This window comes from Pseudomonas sp. B23(2017) (genome assembly GCF_002113725.1).
Lineage (GTDB): Bacteria > Pseudomonadota > Gammaproteobacteria > Pseudomonadales > Pseudomonadaceae > Aquipseudomonas > Aquipseudomonas putida_Z.
This window is the reverse complement of sequence record NZ_NEJM01000015.1, coordinates 62,919-78,226: the sequence shown is the minus strand read 5'-3', so window position 1 is coordinate 78,226 and position 15,308 is coordinate 62,919. Positions and strand designations below refer to the sequence as shown.

Annotated in this window: 16 protein-coding genes; 12 read left to right on the top strand and 4 right to left on the bottom strand. The window is 65.5% G+C overall.

The window, feature by feature from the left end; translation table 11 throughout:
* The first annotated feature begins 5 nt into the window (after window positions 1-5).
* Genes CAG46_RS21670 through CAG46_RS21650 form a run of 5 tightly spaced genes read left to right on the top strand, consistent with a single transcriptional unit; the run spans window position 6 to window position 4,146 of the window.
* Entirely contained in the window at window positions 6-686 is a 681-nt protein-coding gene (locus CAG46_RS21670) for a TenA family transcriptional regulator (protein WP_085618493.1), read from the top strand.
* The gene (locus CAG46_RS21665) at window positions 673-1,479 is read left to right on the top strand and encodes an SDR family oxidoreductase (protein ID WP_085618495.1); all 807 of its coding nucleotides are present in this window, start codon (window positions 673-675) and stop codon (window positions 1,477-1,479) included. Before CAG46_RS21670 ends, CAG46_RS21665 begins: the two co-directional genes overlap by 14 nt.
* The gene (locus tag CAG46_RS21660) at window positions 1,476-2,117 is read left to right on the top strand and encodes a tetratricopeptide repeat protein (RefSeq protein WP_025338632.1); all 642 of its coding nucleotides are present in this window, start codon (window positions 1,476-1,478) and stop codon (window positions 2,115-2,117) included. Before CAG46_RS21665 ends, CAG46_RS21660 begins: the two co-directional genes overlap by 4 nt.
* Before the next feature lie 2 nt (window positions 2,118-2,119).
* Window positions 2,120-2,782: a response regulator gene (locus tag CAG46_RS21655; RefSeq protein ID WP_075044829.1), complete on the top strand. Its 663-nt coding sequence runs from the start codon at window positions 2,120-2,122 to the stop codon at window positions 2,780-2,782.
* Entirely contained in the window at window positions 2,779-4,146 is a 1,368-nt protein-coding gene (locus CAG46_RS21650; protein WP_085618497.1) for a sensor histidine kinase, read from the top strand. Before CAG46_RS21655 ends, CAG46_RS21650 begins: the two co-directional genes overlap by 4 nt.
* A gap of 6 nt (window positions 4,147-4,152) precedes the next feature.
* Here CAG46_RS21650 and CAG46_RS21645 read toward each other — a convergent pair whose 3' ends face one another.
* A complete protein-coding gene (locus CAG46_RS21645) occupies window positions 4,153-4,539 on the bottom strand; it encodes a VOC family protein (RefSeq protein ID WP_085592672.1) in 387 nt (128 codons plus the stop codon).
* A gap of 277 nt (window positions 4,540-4,816) precedes the next feature.
* On the opposite strand from CAG46_RS21645, the gene CAG46_RS21640 reads away from it, so the two are divergent.
* The gene (locus CAG46_RS21640; RefSeq protein WP_025338637.1) at window positions 4,817-5,722 is read left to right on the top strand and encodes a LysR family transcriptional regulator; all 906 of its coding nucleotides are present in this window, start codon (window positions 4,817-4,819) and stop codon (window positions 5,720-5,722) included.
* 38 nt (window positions 5,723-5,760) lie between these two features.
* Here CAG46_RS21640 and CAG46_RS21635 read toward each other — a convergent pair whose 3' ends face one another.
* Window positions 5,761-6,234 (bottom strand): YMGG-like glycine zipper-containing protein, encoded by a 474-nt coding sequence (locus CAG46_RS21635; RefSeq protein ID WP_025338638.1) that lies wholly within the window; start codon window positions 6,232-6,234, stop codon window positions 5,761-5,763.
* A 151-nt stretch (window positions 6,235-6,385) separates the two neighbouring features.
* Here CAG46_RS21635 and CAG46_RS21630 point away from each other — a divergent pair, with 151 nt between their 5' ends.
* The 5 genes from CAG46_RS21630 to CAG46_RS21610 all read left to right on the top strand — a co-directional run bounded on the left by CAG46_RS21630 (window position 6,386) and on the right by CAG46_RS21610 (window position 11,486).
* Window positions 6,386-6,982: a paraquat-inducible protein A gene (locus CAG46_RS21630; RefSeq protein ID WP_085618499.1), complete on the top strand. Its 597-nt coding sequence runs from the start codon at window positions 6,386-6,388 to the stop codon at window positions 6,980-6,982.
* Window positions 6,979-7,623: a paraquat-inducible protein A gene (locus CAG46_RS21625; protein ID WP_085592668.1), complete on the top strand. Its 645-nt coding sequence runs from the start codon at window positions 6,979-6,981 to the stop codon at window positions 7,621-7,623. The genes CAG46_RS21630 and CAG46_RS21625 overlap by 4 nt, the downstream gene beginning before the upstream one ends.
* Window positions 7,607-9,247 carry an intermembrane transport protein PqiB gene (locus CAG46_RS21620; RefSeq protein WP_085618501.1) on the top strand — a complete coding sequence of 547 codons (1,641 nt, stop codon included), beginning with the start codon at window positions 7,607-7,609 and terminating at the stop codon, window positions 9,245-9,247. The genes CAG46_RS21625 and CAG46_RS21620 overlap by 17 nt, the downstream gene beginning before the upstream one ends.
* An 11-nt stretch (window positions 9,248-9,258) precedes the next feature.
* Window positions 9,259-9,795, top strand: coding sequence for a membrane integrity-associated transporter subunit PqiC (locus tag CAG46_RS21615; RefSeq protein ID WP_085618503.1), 537 nt, complete (start codon window positions 9,259-9,261; stop codon window positions 9,793-9,795).
* A 305-nt stretch (window positions 9,796-10,100) separates the two neighbouring features.
* Window positions 10,101-11,486, top strand: a complete 1,386-nt coding sequence (locus CAG46_RS21610; RefSeq protein ID WP_085618504.1) for an amino acid permease — start codon at window positions 10,101-10,103, stop codon at window positions 11,484-11,486.
* A 139-nt stretch (window positions 11,487-11,625) separates the two neighbouring features.
* Here CAG46_RS21610 and CAG46_RS21605 read toward each other — a convergent pair whose 3' ends face one another.
* Both CAG46_RS21605 and CAG46_RS21600 read right to left on the bottom strand, forming a co-directional pair.
* Window positions 11,626-13,071, bottom strand: coding sequence for a PucR family transcriptional regulator (locus CAG46_RS21605; protein ID WP_085618506.1), 1,446 nt, complete (start codon window positions 13,069-13,071; stop codon window positions 11,626-11,628).
* Window positions 13,072-13,202: 131 nt separating this feature from the next.
* Window positions 13,203-14,981, bottom strand: coding sequence for a phosphoethanolamine transferase CptA (locus CAG46_RS21600; protein WP_085618508.1), 1,779 nt, complete (start codon window positions 14,979-14,981; stop codon window positions 13,203-13,205).
* Window positions 14,982-15,134: 153 nt separating this feature from the next.
* Between CAG46_RS21600 and CAG46_RS21595 the strand changes: the two genes are divergently transcribed.
* The gene (locus tag CAG46_RS21595) at window positions 15,135-15,293 is read left to right on the top strand and encodes a DUF2986 domain-containing protein (protein WP_064506462.1); all 159 of its coding nucleotides are present in this window, start codon (window positions 15,135-15,137) and stop codon (window positions 15,291-15,293) included.
* The last annotated feature ends 15 nt before the right edge of the window (window positions 15,294-15,308 follow it).

The window sequence follows — 15,308 nt, the reverse complement described above, 5'->3', positions numbered from 1 at the left end:
TTGCCATGTTTTTCTTCGATACGCTGCAGCAGGAAACCGCCGACGAGCGTACGGCATTGTTCAGCGTCCCGGTCATCCGCGACGCGCTGGCCGGCAAGGCCAGCCTCGAGGCCTACGTGGCCTTTCTGACCCAGGCCTACCACCACGTGCGGCACACCGTACCCTTGATGATGGCCTGCGGGGCCCGTTTGCCGGCGCGGCTGGAGTGGCTGCGCGGCGCAGTGTGCGAGTACATCGAGGAAGAATACGGCCATGAGCGCTGGATTCTCGATGACATCGCCGCCTGCGGTGGCGACCCCCACCAGGTGGCGGGCGGCCGCCCGGCATTGCCTGTCGAGCTGATGGTGGCCTTTCTCTACGACCAGATTGCCCGTGGCAACCCGGTCGGGCTGTTCGGCATGGTCAACGTGCTCGAAGGCACCAGCATTGCCCTGGCCACCCAGGCTGCCGGTACCCTGCAGAGCAGCCTCGGCTTGCCGGACCAGGCGTTCAGCTACCTGAGTTCCCATGGCGCCCTGGACCAGGACCACATGGCCACCTACCGTGGCCTGATGAACCGCCTGGACCAAGCCGAGGACCAGCAGGCGGTAATTCACGCTGCCAAAGTGGTGTACCGCCTGTACACCGCCATGTTCGAAGGGCTGCCGCGTGCCGCGCAGCAGGAGGTACAGCATGCGCTTGCCTGATTGCGTGGCGGTGCTCACCGGCGCCAGCGGTGGTATCGGCCTGGAGCTGGCGGACCAGCTTTGCAGCGCCGGGGGCCACGTACTGGCGGTCAGCCGGCAGCAGGGCAAGCTGGCCGAACTGATGGCGCGCTACCCCGGCCAACTGCGTTGGCAGCAGGCCGACCTGCGCTGCGCCGAAGGCCGCCGTGACGTGCTGGAGGCGGCGCGGGCGATGGGCAGTTGCAACCTGTTGATCAACGCCGCCGGGGTCAACCGCTTCGCCTTGCTCGAACAGATGGACGAGGCCGCCCTGGACGAGTTGTTCGACCTCAACATCAAGGCCGCCGTGCAGCTCACCCGCCTGTGCCTGCCGCTGCTGCGCGCGCAGCCCAGTGCGCTGGTGGTGAACGTGGGGTCGATCTACGGCTCGATCGGCTACCCCGGCTATGCCACCTACTGCGCCAGCAAGTTTGCCTTGCGCGGGTTCTCCGAGGCATTGCGCCGCGAGCTTGCCGACACCTCGGTGAACGTGCTGTATGCCGCACCGCGCACCACCCGCACGACGATGAACAGCAGCGCCGCGCAGGCCCTGAACCAGGCGTTGAAGGTAGGCGTCGATGACCCGCAGGATGTCGCCCGGGCAGTGCTCGACGCGGTGCAGGCCGAGCGCAGCGAACTGTACCTGGGCTGGCCGGAAAAACTCTTCGTGCGCCTTAACGGCATGCTGCCGGGCGTGGTCGACCGCGCCCTGCGCAAGCAACTGCCGCTGATCCGCCGCTACAGCACCTGGCACAGCAAGGAGTCGAGCAAATGAAACGACTGATACTGGCCGGCCTGCTGGCCATCGCCCCGTTCACCTGGGCCCTCGACCAGAACGGTACCCAGCAACTCAATGCCATCCAGCAGCGCTGGGCGGTGATTCGCTACAACCTGCCCGAAGCCCAGCGTGCCGGGGCGTTCGAGGCCCTGGCGGTACAGTCGGCGGCGTTGGTGCGCCAGCACCCGGGCTCGGCCGAGCCGCTGATCTGGGACGGCATCGTCAACAGCAGCTGGGCCGGCGCCACCGGCGGGTTGGGCGCGCTGGGCAAGGTCAAGGCCGCCCGCGCCAGCCTGGAAAAGGCCCTGGCCATGGACCCCAAGGCCCTGCAGGGCTCGGCCTACACCAGCCTGGGCGCGCTGTACGACCAGGTGCCCGGCTGGCCGCTGAGCTTCGGCGACCAAGCCAAGGCCGAGGCCATGCTGCGCCAGGCGCTGGCGATCAACCCCGACGGTATCGACAGCAACTACTTCTGGGCTGACCACCTGTACCGGCAGAACCGCTACGACGAAGCCCGCGCCGCCCTGCAAAAGGCGTTGCAGGCACCGCCCCGGCCCGGGCGGGAGCTGGCCGACCAGGGCCGGCGCGGTGAAATCGATGCTTTACTCAAAGCGATCAAGGACAAACAGGATTAAGCATGCGCCTGCTGCTGGTAGAAGACGACGCCGCGTTGGGGGAGGGGATCTGTGACGGCCTGCGCCGCGAGGGCTATACCCTCGACTGGTTGCAGGATGGCGCCAGCGCGTTGCATGCCCTGTGCCACGAGGAGTTCGACCTGGCCATTCTCGACCTGGGCTTGCCGCGCCTGGATGGCATCGAGTTGTTGCGGCGCCTGCGTGCGGCCGGGAAGAGCCTGCCGGTGCTGGTGCTGACCGCCCGCGACGCCACCGAGGACCGCATCGCCGGGCTGGACGCCGGCGCCGACGACTACCTGGTCAAACCCTTCGACCTCAACGAACTCAAGGCCCGCTTGCGGGCCTTGCTGCGGCGCAGCAGTGGCCGTGCGCGGGTGTTGATCGAACACGCCGGGGTGTGCCTGGACCCGGTCAGCCAACAGGTGCACTACCAGGGCCAGCCGGTGGTGCTCACGCCCAAGGAATACCTGCTGCTGCACGAATTGCTGGCCCAGCCGGGCAAGGTGTTCACCCGCGAACGCTTGACCCAGTTGCTGTATGGCTGGGATGAAGAGCCGGAGAGCAATACCCTGGAAGTGAACATCTACCACCTGCGCAAGAAGCTGTTCAACGGCCTGATCCGCACCGTGCGCGGAATCGGCTACCTGGTGGAACGCAAGGCATGAGCTCGCTGCGCCAACGCACCCTGTGGCGGGTGATGCTGCTGTTGCTGGTCGGCAGCGGGTTGCTGGCGCTGTACAACTACCACGACAGCCGCCACGAAATTAACGAGGTGTACGACGCCCACCTGGCGCAGAACGCCCGGCTGCTGCAGGGCATCATGAGCCTGCCGGTGCAGGAGCAGAGCCGTGACGAGTTGTACCGTGCCTTCGACGAGGCCTTGAGCAAGGCCGGGCACCACAAGGTGGGGCACCGCTACGAGAGCAAGCTGGCCTTCCAGGTGTGGGCCGACGACAACGGGCTGCTGGTGCACACGCCCAGCGCCCCGCAGCTGGGGCAGGCGCCGCGGGTGCCAGGGTTTGCCGACGTGGTGGTGGACGGGCGCCGTTGGCGCAGTTTCGTCTTGCCGGTGCCGGAAAAACACTGGGTGATCTGGGTGGGCGAGCGCAACGACGTGCGCGACGACCTGATCGAACGCATCGTGCGGCACACGCTGCTGCCATTCCTGTTCGGCAGCCTGGCCCTGGCCTTGCTGGTGTGGGCGGCCATTGGCTGGGGGCTGCGGCCGCTGCAGAACATGGCCAGGGTGATCCGCGCCCGCCACGCCGAGTCGCTCGAGCCGTTGCAGCTGGTGCCGTTGCCGAAGGAGCTGGAACCGATGCAGGCGGCGATCAACCGCCTGCTCGGGCAGATCGATGACCTGCTGCGCCGCGAGCACCGTTTCATCGCCGACGCTGCCCACGAGATGCGCACGCCCTTGGCCATCCTGCGCCTGCATGCGCAGAACGCCCTCAATGCAGACAGCGCTGCCGAGCGTGACAAGGCCCTGCAGTTCCTGATGGGCGGTGTCGACCGCCTTGCCCGGGTGGTCAACCAGCTGTTGACCCTAGCCCGCCTGGAGCCGCGGCCAGGCCGGCGCGACTGGCCGCGGGTGGACCTGCAAGGCGTGGTGGCCGAGACCCTGGCCGAGCTGACGCCCTGGATACTGGAGCGTGGGCTGGAGCCTTCGCTGGACATCGCTGCCGGCGACTACCATTTGCACACCGACGCTGGCGCGTTGGGTATCGCCTTGCAGAACCTGGTGGCCAATGCCGTGGACCATTCGCCGGCAGGCGGTCGGGTCACCGTGGCACTGCAGCGCGAAGGCCAGGCCTTGCTGGTCAGTGTCGATGACGAAGGGCCGGGCATCGCCGAAGTCGACCAGCAGCGGGTGTTCGAGCGCTTCTACAGCAAGGGCTCGACCAATGGCGCCGGGCTGGGGTTGTCGATCGTCAGCACCATCATGACCCGCCTGGGTGGCAGCGTGCAGTTGCGCAACCAGGCGCCACACGGGTTGCGCGCGACCTTGCGCCTGCCCGTGGGGCCCTGAACATTGCTAGTGTTTCTGGGCGATCTGGATCAGGTTGCCGCAGGTGTCATCGAACACCGCTACGGTGACGGGCCCCATGTCGGTGGGCGTCTGGGTGAACTGCACGCCTGCCGCGCACAGCCGGGTATATTCGGCCTGGATGTCACGCACGCCGAACGAGGTGGCGGGGATGCCGTCCTGCTTGAGCGCGGCCTTGTATTCCCTGGCGGCCGGGTGCGCGTCGGGTTCGAGCAGCAGCTCGACGCCGTTGGGGTCGTTGGGGGAGGTGAGCGTCAGCCAGCGGTGTCGGCCCATGGGGATATCGTGCTTGGGCTCGAAACCGAGTACGTAGTGGTAGAAAGCCAGGGCTTTGGCCTGGTCGTCGACGAGGATGCTGGTGACCACGATCTTCATAAGCGCACGCCCTATGTCTGGAGCCGATGAGTACTAGTAAAGACAATCAGGGGTATTTGACCAGCGGGCTGCCAGGCTCCTGTGGGCTTTAGCCGCGAACACCGGCGAAGCCCGTGGCATGCGCCGCGTCGGATTCTTCGCGGCTAAAGTCCCCCTACAAAAAACCTGCTCAAGCCATAGGTAAATCCTTCATCACCCGGCCCCCACCCAGCCGCTGCCAAGGGTAAAGTGACAGGCATGATCCCAGCGCGCCCAGACCGGCGTCAGAGAGGTGCCCGTGGCGGCCTACACATTGCGACAACTCAAGTACTTCGTCACTACCGTCGAGGCCGGCAGCGTGGCCGAGGCTTCACGCCAGCTGTACATCGCCCAGCCTTCCATCTCCACGGCCATCAAGAGCCTGGAGGAAAGCTTCGGCGTGCAGCTGTTCATCCGTCACCACGCCCAGGGTGTGTCACTGACGCCCAGCGGCAAGCGCTTCTATGCCAAGACCAAGTCGCTGCTGCAGATGGCCCACGAATTCGAACAGAACGCCCTGGCCGACAACGACACCGTGGCCGGGCAAATCGATATCGGCTGCTTCGAAACCGTGGCACCGCTGTATCTGCCGCGGCTGATCGCCGGCTTTCGCCAGCGTTACCCGGGGGTGGATATCCGCCTGCGCGACGGCGAGCAGCAGGACCTGATCCAGGGCCTGACCGCGGGTACCTTCGACCTGGCGTTCCTCTACGACCATGACCTGGACGGCACCATCGAGGCCGAGCCGCTGATGCCGCCGCAGAAACCCTATGTGCTGCTGCCCGAGAACCACCGCTTCGCCGGCCAGGCCCAGGTGTCGCTGCGTGACCTGTGCCCGGAGCCGATGATCCTGCTGGATGTGGCCCCCAGCCGCACCTACTTCGTCAGCCTGTTCAACGAAATGGGCCTCACGCCCAACATCGTCTTCAGCTCGCCGTCGATCGAGATGGTGCGCGGCATGGTCGGGCAGGGCTTCGGTTTTTCGCTGCTGGTGACGCGGCCGCATTCGGAGTACACCTACGACGGGCAACGTCTGGCCATGCTGGATATCGCCGAGCCAGTGGCGCTGTCAGGGCTGGCTGCGGCCTGGTTGAAGCGGGTGCAACTGACCAAGCCGGCGCAGTTGTTCGTGGAGTTCTGCCGGGAGCAGTTGGCGAAGTTCTGAATCGGGCACGCCGTGCAGGAGCATGGCGTGCCCGTTGGTCAGGGGTTGACCTGATAGCCGCGCCCTTGCAGGCACCCGGCATAGGCACTGGCATGAGCCTGGGCTTTCGCTTCGTCCTGGCCGCGCCGGTCCTGACGGCGGTCCTGACGCTGGCGCATGCCACCGACCGCAGCACCGGCGGCGGCCACTTCGCCGGCGCGGTTCTGCCGGTATTGCTCCTTGGCATCGTCACCGACCCGGTCATACAGCTCGTCGTGCTGGTTGCCGCGCACCTGCGCGCCTGCCGCACCGGCAACCGCGCCGGCAGCGGCACCGCGTACCCGGCCACCGACATGGGGGTCGCTGGAGGTCGCGGCACTGTTCGCGGCATTGGTCGCGACGGTATTGCAATCATTGATATCCAGTTGCATCTGCTGGCTGCTCTGGCCCTTGAGTGGCACCACCGACTGCGCCTGGGTTGCCGATGCCGCGCACAGCAGCACCAGCAGGCAACTCCACGTCATCGTACGCATGGCAAACCTCCAGCGGGTGGGGATCCCGTTTCACAGAATAGTTCGCCTTTGCTGCCGATGATGGCAGTTTTGCCGGGATGGTCTAAACCGGATATCAAACGTGGTTCGCCTGCGTATGACGGCGTGAGCCCGGGCTACCTGTGGAAACCCCATGAGCCAGACCCAGCACCTGATCATCTGTGAGTACTGTGACACGGTGTACCACCGTGCGCCGCTGCTCAAGCACCAGCGGGCCGTTTGCCAGCGCTGTGGCGGCGTGCTGTACCGGCACACCTCGCTGACCGTGCAGCAGCGGCTTGCCCTGAGCGTGACGGGTGGCATCCTGCTGGTGTTCGCCAATTTCTACCCGGTGATGACCATCGGCATGCAGGGGCTCACCCATTCCGCGACATTATGGGACTCGGTGCAGATCCTCAGCCACGGCAGTATCACCTTCATCGCCCTGGTCATGGCCTTGTCGATCATCTTTGCGCCGGTGCTGCAGATTACCCTGTTGTGCTGGCTATTGAGTTTCGCCCTGGCCGGCCAGCGCGCCCCCGGCTTTGCCCTGTGCATGCGCAGCCTGGAGAGCCTGCGGCCGTGGAGCATGCTGGAGGTGTGCCTGCTGGGGGCGATGGTGGCGGTGATCAAGCTGGCGGGGTTGCTCGATGTGATACCCGGCATCGGCCTGCTGGCCCTGGCCGCACTGAGCATGCTGATCATCCATATCGCCGGCAAAAACATCCGCGACCTTTGGGAGCAGGTATGAATACCCCGGCCAACGCCGACGACCTGGGCCTGTGCCTGTGCCATGGCTGCGGCCAGGCCTGCGAACTGGGCAGCGGCAAGCACACCTGCGAGCGCTGTGGTGCCGCCATCCATCGGCGCAAGGCCAATGCCATCAGCCGCGGCTGGGCGTTTCTGCTGGCGGCGCTGGTTTTCTACATCCCCGCCAACCTGCTGCCGGTGATGCACACCGAAATGCTCGGCAGTGGCAGCGCAAGCACCATTGGCGGTGGTGTGCTGGAGTTCTGGGAGGCAGGGGCCTGGGACATCGCACTGATCATCTTCATTGCCAGCGTGGGCGTGCCGGCCATCAAGTTCTTTTCGCTCGGCCTGTTGCTGTTCACCGCCCAGCGCGGCTCTACCTGGGCCTGCCGACAGCGCTCGCAGCTGTACCGTTTCGTCGAGCTGATCGGCTACTGGTCGATGCTCGATGTGATGGTGGTGGCGCTGGTGGCGGCGCTGGTGCAACTGCGCGGGCTGGGCACCATCGAGCCGCGGGTGGGCATCCTGTTTTTCGGCATGGTGGTGGTGCTGACCATGTTTTCTGCGATGAGCTTCGATCCACGCCTGATCTGGGATAGCCGTGCCAACGAGGGAGGCCGCATTGATGGTGCAACAGACTGACAAGCGCGAGGGCGCGGGGCAGGTTGAAGTGCACACCCGGCGCTGGAGTGTGTCGCTGGTATGGATCGTGCCGATACTGGCGATCCTGATCGGCGCTTCGCTGGTGGTGCGCAACTGGATGCAGCAGGGCCCGGTCATCGCCATTTCCTTCCACACCGGGGAAGGGCTGGTAGCGCACAAGACCCAGGTCAAGTACCGCAGCGTGGTGATCGGCGAAGTCACCACGGTGGACCTGGCCGACGACAAGAAGAGCGTGGTTGCCAAGGTCCAGCTGTCCAACGACGCCCGCGCGTTCGCCACCCAGGGGGCGCGCTTCTGGGTGGTGCGGCCACGCATTGGCGTGGGCGGCGTGTCCGGTGTGGACACGCTGCTGTCGGGCAGTTTCATCGGGGCGGATGCCGGCGAATCGAAAGTGCCGGAGAAGACCTTTGTCGGCCTGGAGCTGCCACCGCCGATCACCTACGACGAAAAGGGCAAGCGCTTTGTGCTCACCGCCAGCGACCTGGGGTCGCTGGATATTGGCTCGTCGATCTACTACCGCAAGATCCCGGTGGGCGAGGTGGTGTCCTTTGCCCTGCAGGGCGATGGCAAGGGCGTGGAGATCGGCGTGTTCGTGCAGGCCCCCTACGACAGCTTCGTCACCGCCGATACCCGCTTCTGGAACGCCAGTGGCGTGGACATGCAGATCGGTGCCAACGGCCTGAAGATCGATACCGAATCACTGTCGTCGATCCTGGTGGGCGGGCTGGCCTTTGGCTCGCCCGACTTCGCCCCGCAAGCCGAGCCCGCTGCCGACCAGGCGCGCTTCCAGCTGTTTGCCGACCGCGACGCCGCTCTGGCACCGCCCAGTGGCCAGGCGCAGTACCTGCAATTGCGCTTCGACCAGGCCATGCGCGGCCTGTCGGTGGGAGCCCCGGTGGAGTTCAAGGGTGTGGAGTTTGGCCGGGTCACTTCGGTCAAGCTCGACTACGATGCCACCCGGCAGACCTTCCCGGTGGTGGTCGATGCGGTGATCTACCCGCAGCGGCTGGGGCCGGTGCACCGCAAGATGCTGGCCGTGTTCAAGCACGCCGAAGGCGACATGGACGGTGCGCGCCGGCTGATCGGCACCTTCGTCGAGCACGGGCTGCGGGCCCAGGCGCGCAGCGGCAACCTGATCACCGGGCAGATGTTCATTTCCCTGGACTTCTACCCCGATGCCCCCAAGGTGGCCTTCGACAAGACCGCAGACCCTATCACCATCCCCACCTTGCCCGGCAGCCTGGAGCAGTTGCAGGAACAGCTGCAGCGGGTGGTGGAGCGCATCAGCAAACTGCCGCTGGAGAGCATCGCCAACAACCTGGACGGCAGCCTGCGAGAGTTGCGCGCCAGCCTCAAGCAGTTCAACGGCCAGACGCTGCCGGACGTGAAGGTGGCGCTGGACGAAGTGCACAAGACCCTGCGCACCGCCAATTCGGCCATTTCCGAGGACTCGCCGCAGCGCGAGCGGATGGGCGAAACCCTGGACGAACTGGAGCGCATGTCGCGTTCGCTGCGTGACCTTGCCGATTACCTGGGCCGGCACCCCGAGTCGCTGATACGCGGCCGGCCGAAAGCGGCCGCTGCCGCCGACCTTGAACCCTGAGGAGACAGCCGATGCATCGACTGCGCAATGTGTGTGGCGCCGGCCTGCTGGCCGTGCTGTGGGGCTGCAGCAGTACCCCGAACAACTATCACACGCTGGTACCGAGCGAGCCGGTGCGCGACGGTGGCCAGCGCATCCAGGTGGCGAGGGTGGCCGTGCCGCCGCAGGTGGACCGCCCGCAGTTGGTGGTGCGGCAAGGGCAGAGCGGCCTGGCCATCCTCGAGACGGAGTGGTGGGGGGCCAACCTGGTGGATGAGTTCCGCAGCGCCTTGCAGGACCAGTTGGGCGGGCCGGTGGGTGGCGGCAAGGTGTTGCTGCGGGTGGACGTGCAGCGCTTCGATAGCGTGCCGGGGCGCTATGCATCGTTGGAGGCGGTGTGGCGCCTGACGCGCCCGGGTGCGGCCGAACTGACCTGCCGTACCTCGCTGCAGACGCCCGCGGACAACAGCATCGCCAGCCTGGTCAATGCCCACCAGGCCAACCTGCGCAAACTGGCCGAGGCGGTGCGGGGGAGTGCCCGGCAGGGCAGCTGTGCCCAACCTGCCTGATGGCTGATTGATGCACGGTACTTGTGGGAGCGGCCTTGTGTCGCGAAAGGGCCGCGTAGCGGCCCCCGGATTTCAGCGTCACGGCAGCAATTGCCGGGGCCGCTTTGCGGCCCTTTCGCGACACAAGGCCGTTCCCACAGAGCCCGCGGCTGCGGTCGCCTGACACTTCCTGTCCTTTCCGCCATTCATACATTTGTACAGGCCAGCGCCTGCGCACCTGTTTTTTTGCGATAGGCCATGCTCTGGCCCCTGCATACCCTTGCGAAGCGGCAATGTTGATTACTAATAATAAAAGGAGACAACCAATGCCGATTCAGTCGGAGCATGACCCGCGTCTCAAGCGTGCCCTCAAGACCCGGCACATCAGCATGCTGGCCCTGGGCGGTGTGATCGGGGCCGGTCTGTTCGTAGGGTCCAGCGCGGTTATCGCATCAACCGGCCCGGGTGCCTTCATCACCTATGCCATCACCGGCCTGATCGTCGCGCTGGTGATGCGCATGCTCGGCGAAATGGCCGCCGCGCACCCGGCCAAAGGTTCGTTCGTCGACTACGCCCGGTTGGCCTTCGGGCGCCCGGCCGGGTACATGACCGGTTGGCTGTACTGGTACTTCTGGGTGATCGTGGTCGGCTTCGAGGCCGTGGTCGGCGGGCAGATCATCAATGCCTGGCTGCCCGATATCCCGGTGTGGGCCATTGCCCTTGGCCTGATGGTCGGCATGACCTTGCTCAACCTGATGTCGGTGCACTCGTTTGGCGAGGCCGAATACTGGTTCGCCGGCATCAAGGTCGCGGCCATCGTGGTGTTTCTGGTCGTGGCCGGGTTGTACGTGTTCAACCTGTGGCCTGGCTCCAGCGCCAGTTTTGCCAACCTCACCCAGCATGGCGGCTTCCTGCCCCACGGGGTGGGTGCGTTGTTCACCGGGGTGGTGGTGGTGATCTTCTCCATGACCGGTGTGGAAGTCGCCACCCTGGCGGCGGCCGAATCGGAAGATCCGTCGCGCAACATCCGCAAGGCGGTGAACACGGTGATGCTGCGCATCCTGGTGTTCTTCGTGCTGGCGACGTTCTTCATCGTGGTGGCACAGCCATGGACCTCGATCACCCCCGGCAAGTCGCCGTTCGTGACCACCCTGGAGCATATCGGCATTCCCGGCGCAGGCGACATGCTCACCGTGGTCATTTTGGTGGCGGTGCTGTCGGTACTCAATGCCGGGCTGTATACCTCGTCGCGGTTGCTCTATGTGCTGGCCTCCAACGGTGAGGCGCCACGCTGGGTGGCCAAGGTCAGCGGCAATGGCGTACCCGTACGCGGGGTGATTGCCTCGACCCTGGTGGGCTATGGCTGCGTGGTGATTGCGGCGCTGTGGCCGGATACCGTGTTCCAGTTCCTGATCAACTCGTCCGGCACGGTGTTCCTGTTCGTCTACCTGGTGATCTGCCTGTCGCAGCTCAGGCTGCGGCGCAAATGGGTGGCGGAAGGTACGCTGAAGTTCGCCATGTGGGGGCATCCGTGGTTGCCGTTGCTGGTGACCGGGTCGATCGTGGCGGTGCTGGTGAGCATGGCCTTCGACCCGAGCATGCGGGTGAGCCTGGGGCAATGCGTGGTTGCGATTGTGGTGATTGCGGTTTCGTATGCGATGGTGCGGGGGCCGCGGGGGCAGCAGCCTGGTGCAGAGGTTGGGTTGAACTGAGGTGTATTTGGGGCCGCTTTGCGGCCCATCGCGACGCAAGGCCGCTCCTACAAGGGATCGCACCAGGTCGGACCTGTATGCGATCTCCTTGTAGGAGCGGCCTTGTGTCGCGACAGGGGCGCAAAGCGCCCCCAAGGGCCTAGACCAGATGCTCGAACAGGTCGGTATTCTTCCCCGCCTGAATCGCAATCCAGAACCGCGCAATCCCGCCGGTAGTGGTCGGCTTGATCCCGGTAAGCTGCTCCACCAGCTTCAGCCGGTACACCAGCGTCTGCCGGTGAATCCCCAAATCATACGCAGTGGCCTTCCAGTTGCCGTCGTTGTGCAGGAAGGTGACCAACGTCTGCAGCAGCGCCGCACCTTGGGTGCGGTCATGCTCGATCAGCGGCCCCAGGTAACGCCCCACCAGCGCCCGCGCCTCGGCCAGCGACTTGGGCGCCATGATCAGGCCGGTTTCCGCCTCGCCATAGCGCAGTTGCTGCGCGCCACTTTCCTCGGCCTGGGTCAGCGCCAGGCGGGCTTGGCGCACGCTCTCGCGAAAGCCGGTGGCCGCCGCGATCGGCCCGCTGATACCAATCACCGTACCCTCGCCGAGGTTGTGGCACAGCGCCGTCAGGCTTGGCGCGTCGTCACGGCTGATCGCCAGCAGCAGGCCTTTGTCGTCGAGCAGTAGCGGCGTGGAGTAATGCAGGGCAGGGGCCTGGTGGATGTCGGCGCTGCTCCATGGGCCACGGCTACCCGGCCTGATCGCCAGGCTCACCAGGGTGCCGACCAGGCCACGGCGCTCCAGCATCGGCCGCGCCAGGCTGAACTCCGTCTCGCTGTCGAGCAGGCTGCGCAGCAGTGCTGCGCCTTCATCGCGCTGCTGGTCGCGGTGGATCATCAGGCGTTCCAGTTCCACCCCCAGCAAGCCGACCAGCGAGCGCACCAGGATGGCGTCATCCTGCGTGCGTGTGCCTTTGCGCGCCATCAGCAGGTTGGCGCGGGCGCGGCCGCCGATCGGGATGCGTTCCACCCGCTCGGCAGCCTGCGCGGCCCGGCGGGTTTCGACCACGGTGGTGCCGCTGGGGGCATCCTCGATGGCCAGGTCGAGGCCGAGGGTGTCGGCCAGGATCGCCAGGCGCCCAGCCATGTCGGGGGCTTTGCGCAAGGCATCGGCGTAGGTCTGGAACAGCCGCTCGCTGGCGTTGAAACGCTCGCGCTGGGCCTGCAGCACGCTCTCGATCACGTAGTGCGACAGCTTGACGAACTCCAGTTCGAAGCTGCCATGCAGCACCGGGAACAACAGGCGGTCGGCGGCGGCCAGCAGTTCGCCGGACAGCGCCGGCGCATCGGCCCGCGGCGCCACCACAAGGGCACTGGGGTTGCTCTGCACCAGTTGCTCCAGCCAGCTCACCTGGTCTGCCGGGGCGCTGGGCAGGCCGACGCCGGTGGTCATCACCAGGTCGCCTGGCGATACCCAGCGCCAGGGGTCTGGCAAGTCGACGGTGTGGGCCCAGGTGATCAGCCTGCCGGTGCCGGCCGCACCAGCCACGGCCTGCAACTTGAGCAGTTCGATATCGATCAGGTCCTGCACCGTGAGCATGGGCATCTCTCATTCCAAAGATGCGCCAAGCATGGCGTTTTACGCTGGGGCGGTAAACCTTTGTTCGCGGTGCAGGGCCAGTGGGGCTGCTTTGCAGCCCATCGCGACACAAGGCCGCTCCTACAAGGCAATCAGTTCAGGCGTCCAGCGTTCTGTGTCTTGCCACTACTGACCGTCTCCTGCCCCCGCTCGGCCTTGTCCAGTGGCAGGTGGTCGAACTCGCGCAGCCCATCCTTGCGGTACGGGTCGCCAATCCAGCGTGGTGCCACCACGAACTGTGGGCTCACCAGGCTCTTGGCCGGTTCGTAACGGTCATAGCTCAGCCCGGCCAGGTCGGACAGGGTATGGATCAGGTGCGAGCTGCTGTAGGGGCGGTCGGCCATCGCCTGCAGGTCGCGCGGGTGCTCGGCCTGCCAGCTGGGCGAAGTCCACAGCAAGAACGGGATGGTGTACATCGGCCGGGTCGGCGCGCCTTCGTTGCGCCCCAGGCGGTCGTGGTTGCCAGAGCTGTACACATCTTCGCCATGGTCGGACAGGTACAGCAGGAAACCATTGGAGGTACTGGCCGAGTAACGCTTGATCAGGCTCGACACCACGTAGTCGTTGTAGCGCACCGCGTTGTCGTAGAAGTTGTAGGTTTCCACCTGGTCATCGGTCAGCTTGCCGGGCACCCCCTGGCGGTCGTTGAAGTGCGCGTAGTCGTTCGGGTAGCGGTAGCGATAGTCCATGTGCGTACCCAGCAGGTGCACGATGATGAACTTGTTCGGCGCCGGGTCCTGCAGGGCCTTCTCGAACGGCGTCAGCACCACGTCGTCGTACTGGCTGGCATTCTGGTTGCGCTGGTTGTTCAGGTACACCGGCGCGTCCGTCTGCTGCGAGAAGGTGGTCAGCATGGTGTTGCGCTTGGTCATGGTCTGCTGGTTGGTGATCCAGAAGGTCTTGTAGCCGGCCTGCTTCATCAGGTTGATCAGCGACGGGTCGGTGAGGAAGCGGTCCGGGTTCTGCTCGTTGCCGAAGGTGAGGATCTGCTGCATCACTTCGATGGTGTACGGGCGTGGCGACACCACGTTGCGGAACACCGTCAGGCTCTTGTCGCTGGCGGCCAGCGCGTCGAGGTTGGGCGTGGTGTCGCGGTTGTAGCCGTACAGGTGCATGTGCTCGCGGGTGGTGGATTCGCCCAGCACCAGCACCAGCGTGCGCGGCGCTGCACCGCTGCTGTCACGCAGGTTTTGCAGGGGCGGCAGCGCGGCGTTCTTGGCCAGCAGCTCCTGCATGTTGTCCAGCTGCTGGCGGTACTGGCGGTAGCCGACCAGCAGTTGCCAGGGCACGGCGGGTTCCATGCGCTGCTGCACCTTTTCCGCCGCGTCGGCGAAGCTGCGTTCCTGGGTGACCATCTGCTTGTAGAACGGGTACACCAGGTTGGCCAGCAGCAACAGGGCGACCACCGGCAGGCGGCTGCGCAGCGGCAGGCTGACGGGGCGTACGCGCTTCCACAGCAGCACCGCCACCAGCGTGTACAGCAGCAGTGCCAGGCCCAGCCAGGCGCTGAAGTACTGGCTGAAGTACTCACCGGCCTCGGCGGTGTTGGACTCGAACATCACGAAGATGACGCTTTGCGAGAACTCCTGGCGATAGATGCCGAAGTAGCTCAGGCCCACCAGCGAAGCAGCCCACAACACCAGGCCGATGACCGCTGCCGTGGGGCGAGTGAAGCGCGGCAGCAGCAGTACCGGAGCCAGCCACAGGCTGCTGAGGAAGAATGCATCGCGAAAACCGGCGAACCCGGTGGTACCACTGAACAGCAGCAACGCCTGAGTCACGCCCGAGAAGTACCAGAAGAACAGCAAAAGCCAGCCCAGGCCGGCCCAGTCCACGCGTTTGGGCGAGGAGGGGGATGGAGTGTGTGACACGTATGCCTCGTCGTACTTGGCGGCCAGCGGATGTGCCCGTGGCCGGAAAGGGCGTGACGCTAATCTGCCGAGCGTGAAAATAACGTCAACGAGACGCTGGCCCAGGCAAGGTATGATGTGTTCAGCCAAACCGGACTGACAGGTCGAGTGAGAATGAACCGTCGCAAGAAGATCAAGCAGCTACTGCAGGCGCATGCCAAGAAGGCCAGCGCCAAGCTGGCGCCGCGCAAGCCCAAGTACATTTGCAAGGCCGACCGTTTGAAGATGGAGGCCGAGGCTGCAGCGGATACCCCAGGCGTTACGGAGAACTGATGCCTGTCACGCGCC

What these genes read in the sequence shown, in the direction of transcription:
- CAG46_RS21670 (WP_085618493.1), top strand. Translation starts at nt 6, where the DNA reads ATGTTTTTCTTCGATACGCTGCAGCAGGAAACCGCCGACGAGCGTACG.
- CAG46_RS21665 (WP_085618495.1), top strand. Translation starts at nt 673, where the DNA reads ATGCGCTTGCCTGATTGCGTGGCGGTGCTCACCGGCGCCAGCGGTGGT.
- CAG46_RS21660 (WP_025338632.1), top strand. Translation starts at nt 1,476, where the DNA reads ATGAAACGACTGATACTGGCCGGCCTGCTGGCCATCGCCCCGTTCACC.
- CAG46_RS21655 (WP_075044829.1), top strand. Translation starts at nt 2,120, where the DNA reads ATGCGCCTGCTGCTGGTAGAAGACGACGCCGCGTTGGGGGAGGGGATC.
- CAG46_RS21650 (WP_085618497.1), top strand. Translation starts at nt 2,779, where the DNA reads ATGAGCTCGCTGCGCCAACGCACCCTGTGGCGGGTGATGCTGCTGTTG.
- CAG46_RS21645 (WP_085592672.1), bottom strand. Translation starts at nt 4,539, where the DNA reads ATGAAGATCGTGGTCACCAGCATCCTCGTCGACGACCAGGCCAAAGCC.
- CAG46_RS21635 (WP_025338638.1), bottom strand. Translation starts at nt 6,234, where the DNA reads ATGCGTACGATGACGTGGAGTTGCCTGCTGGTGCTGCTGTGCGCGGCA.
- CAG46_RS21630 (WP_085618499.1), top strand. Translation starts at nt 6,386, where the DNA reads ATGAGCCAGACCCAGCACCTGATCATCTGTGAGTACTGTGACACGGTG.
- CAG46_RS21625 (WP_085592668.1), top strand. Translation starts at nt 6,979, where the DNA reads ATGAATACCCCGGCCAACGCCGACGACCTGGGCCTGTGCCTGTGCCAT.
- CAG46_RS21620 (WP_085618501.1), top strand. Translation starts at nt 7,607, where the DNA reads ATGGTGCAACAGACTGACAAGCGCGAGGGCGCGGGGCAGGTTGAAGTG.
- CAG46_RS21615 (WP_085618503.1), top strand. Translation starts at nt 9,259, where the DNA reads ATGCATCGACTGCGCAATGTGTGTGGCGCCGGCCTGCTGGCCGTGCTG.
- CAG46_RS21610 (WP_085618504.1), top strand. Translation starts at nt 10,101, where the DNA reads ATGCCGATTCAGTCGGAGCATGACCCGCGTCTCAAGCGTGCCCTCAAG.
- CAG46_RS21605 (WP_085618506.1), bottom strand. Translation starts at nt 13,071, where the DNA reads ATGCTCACGGTGCAGGACCTGATCGATATCGAACTGCTCAAGTTGCAG.
- CAG46_RS21595 (WP_064506462.1), top strand. Translation starts at nt 15,135, where the DNA reads ATGAACCGTCGCAAGAAGATCAAGCAGCTACTGCAGGCGCATGCCAAG.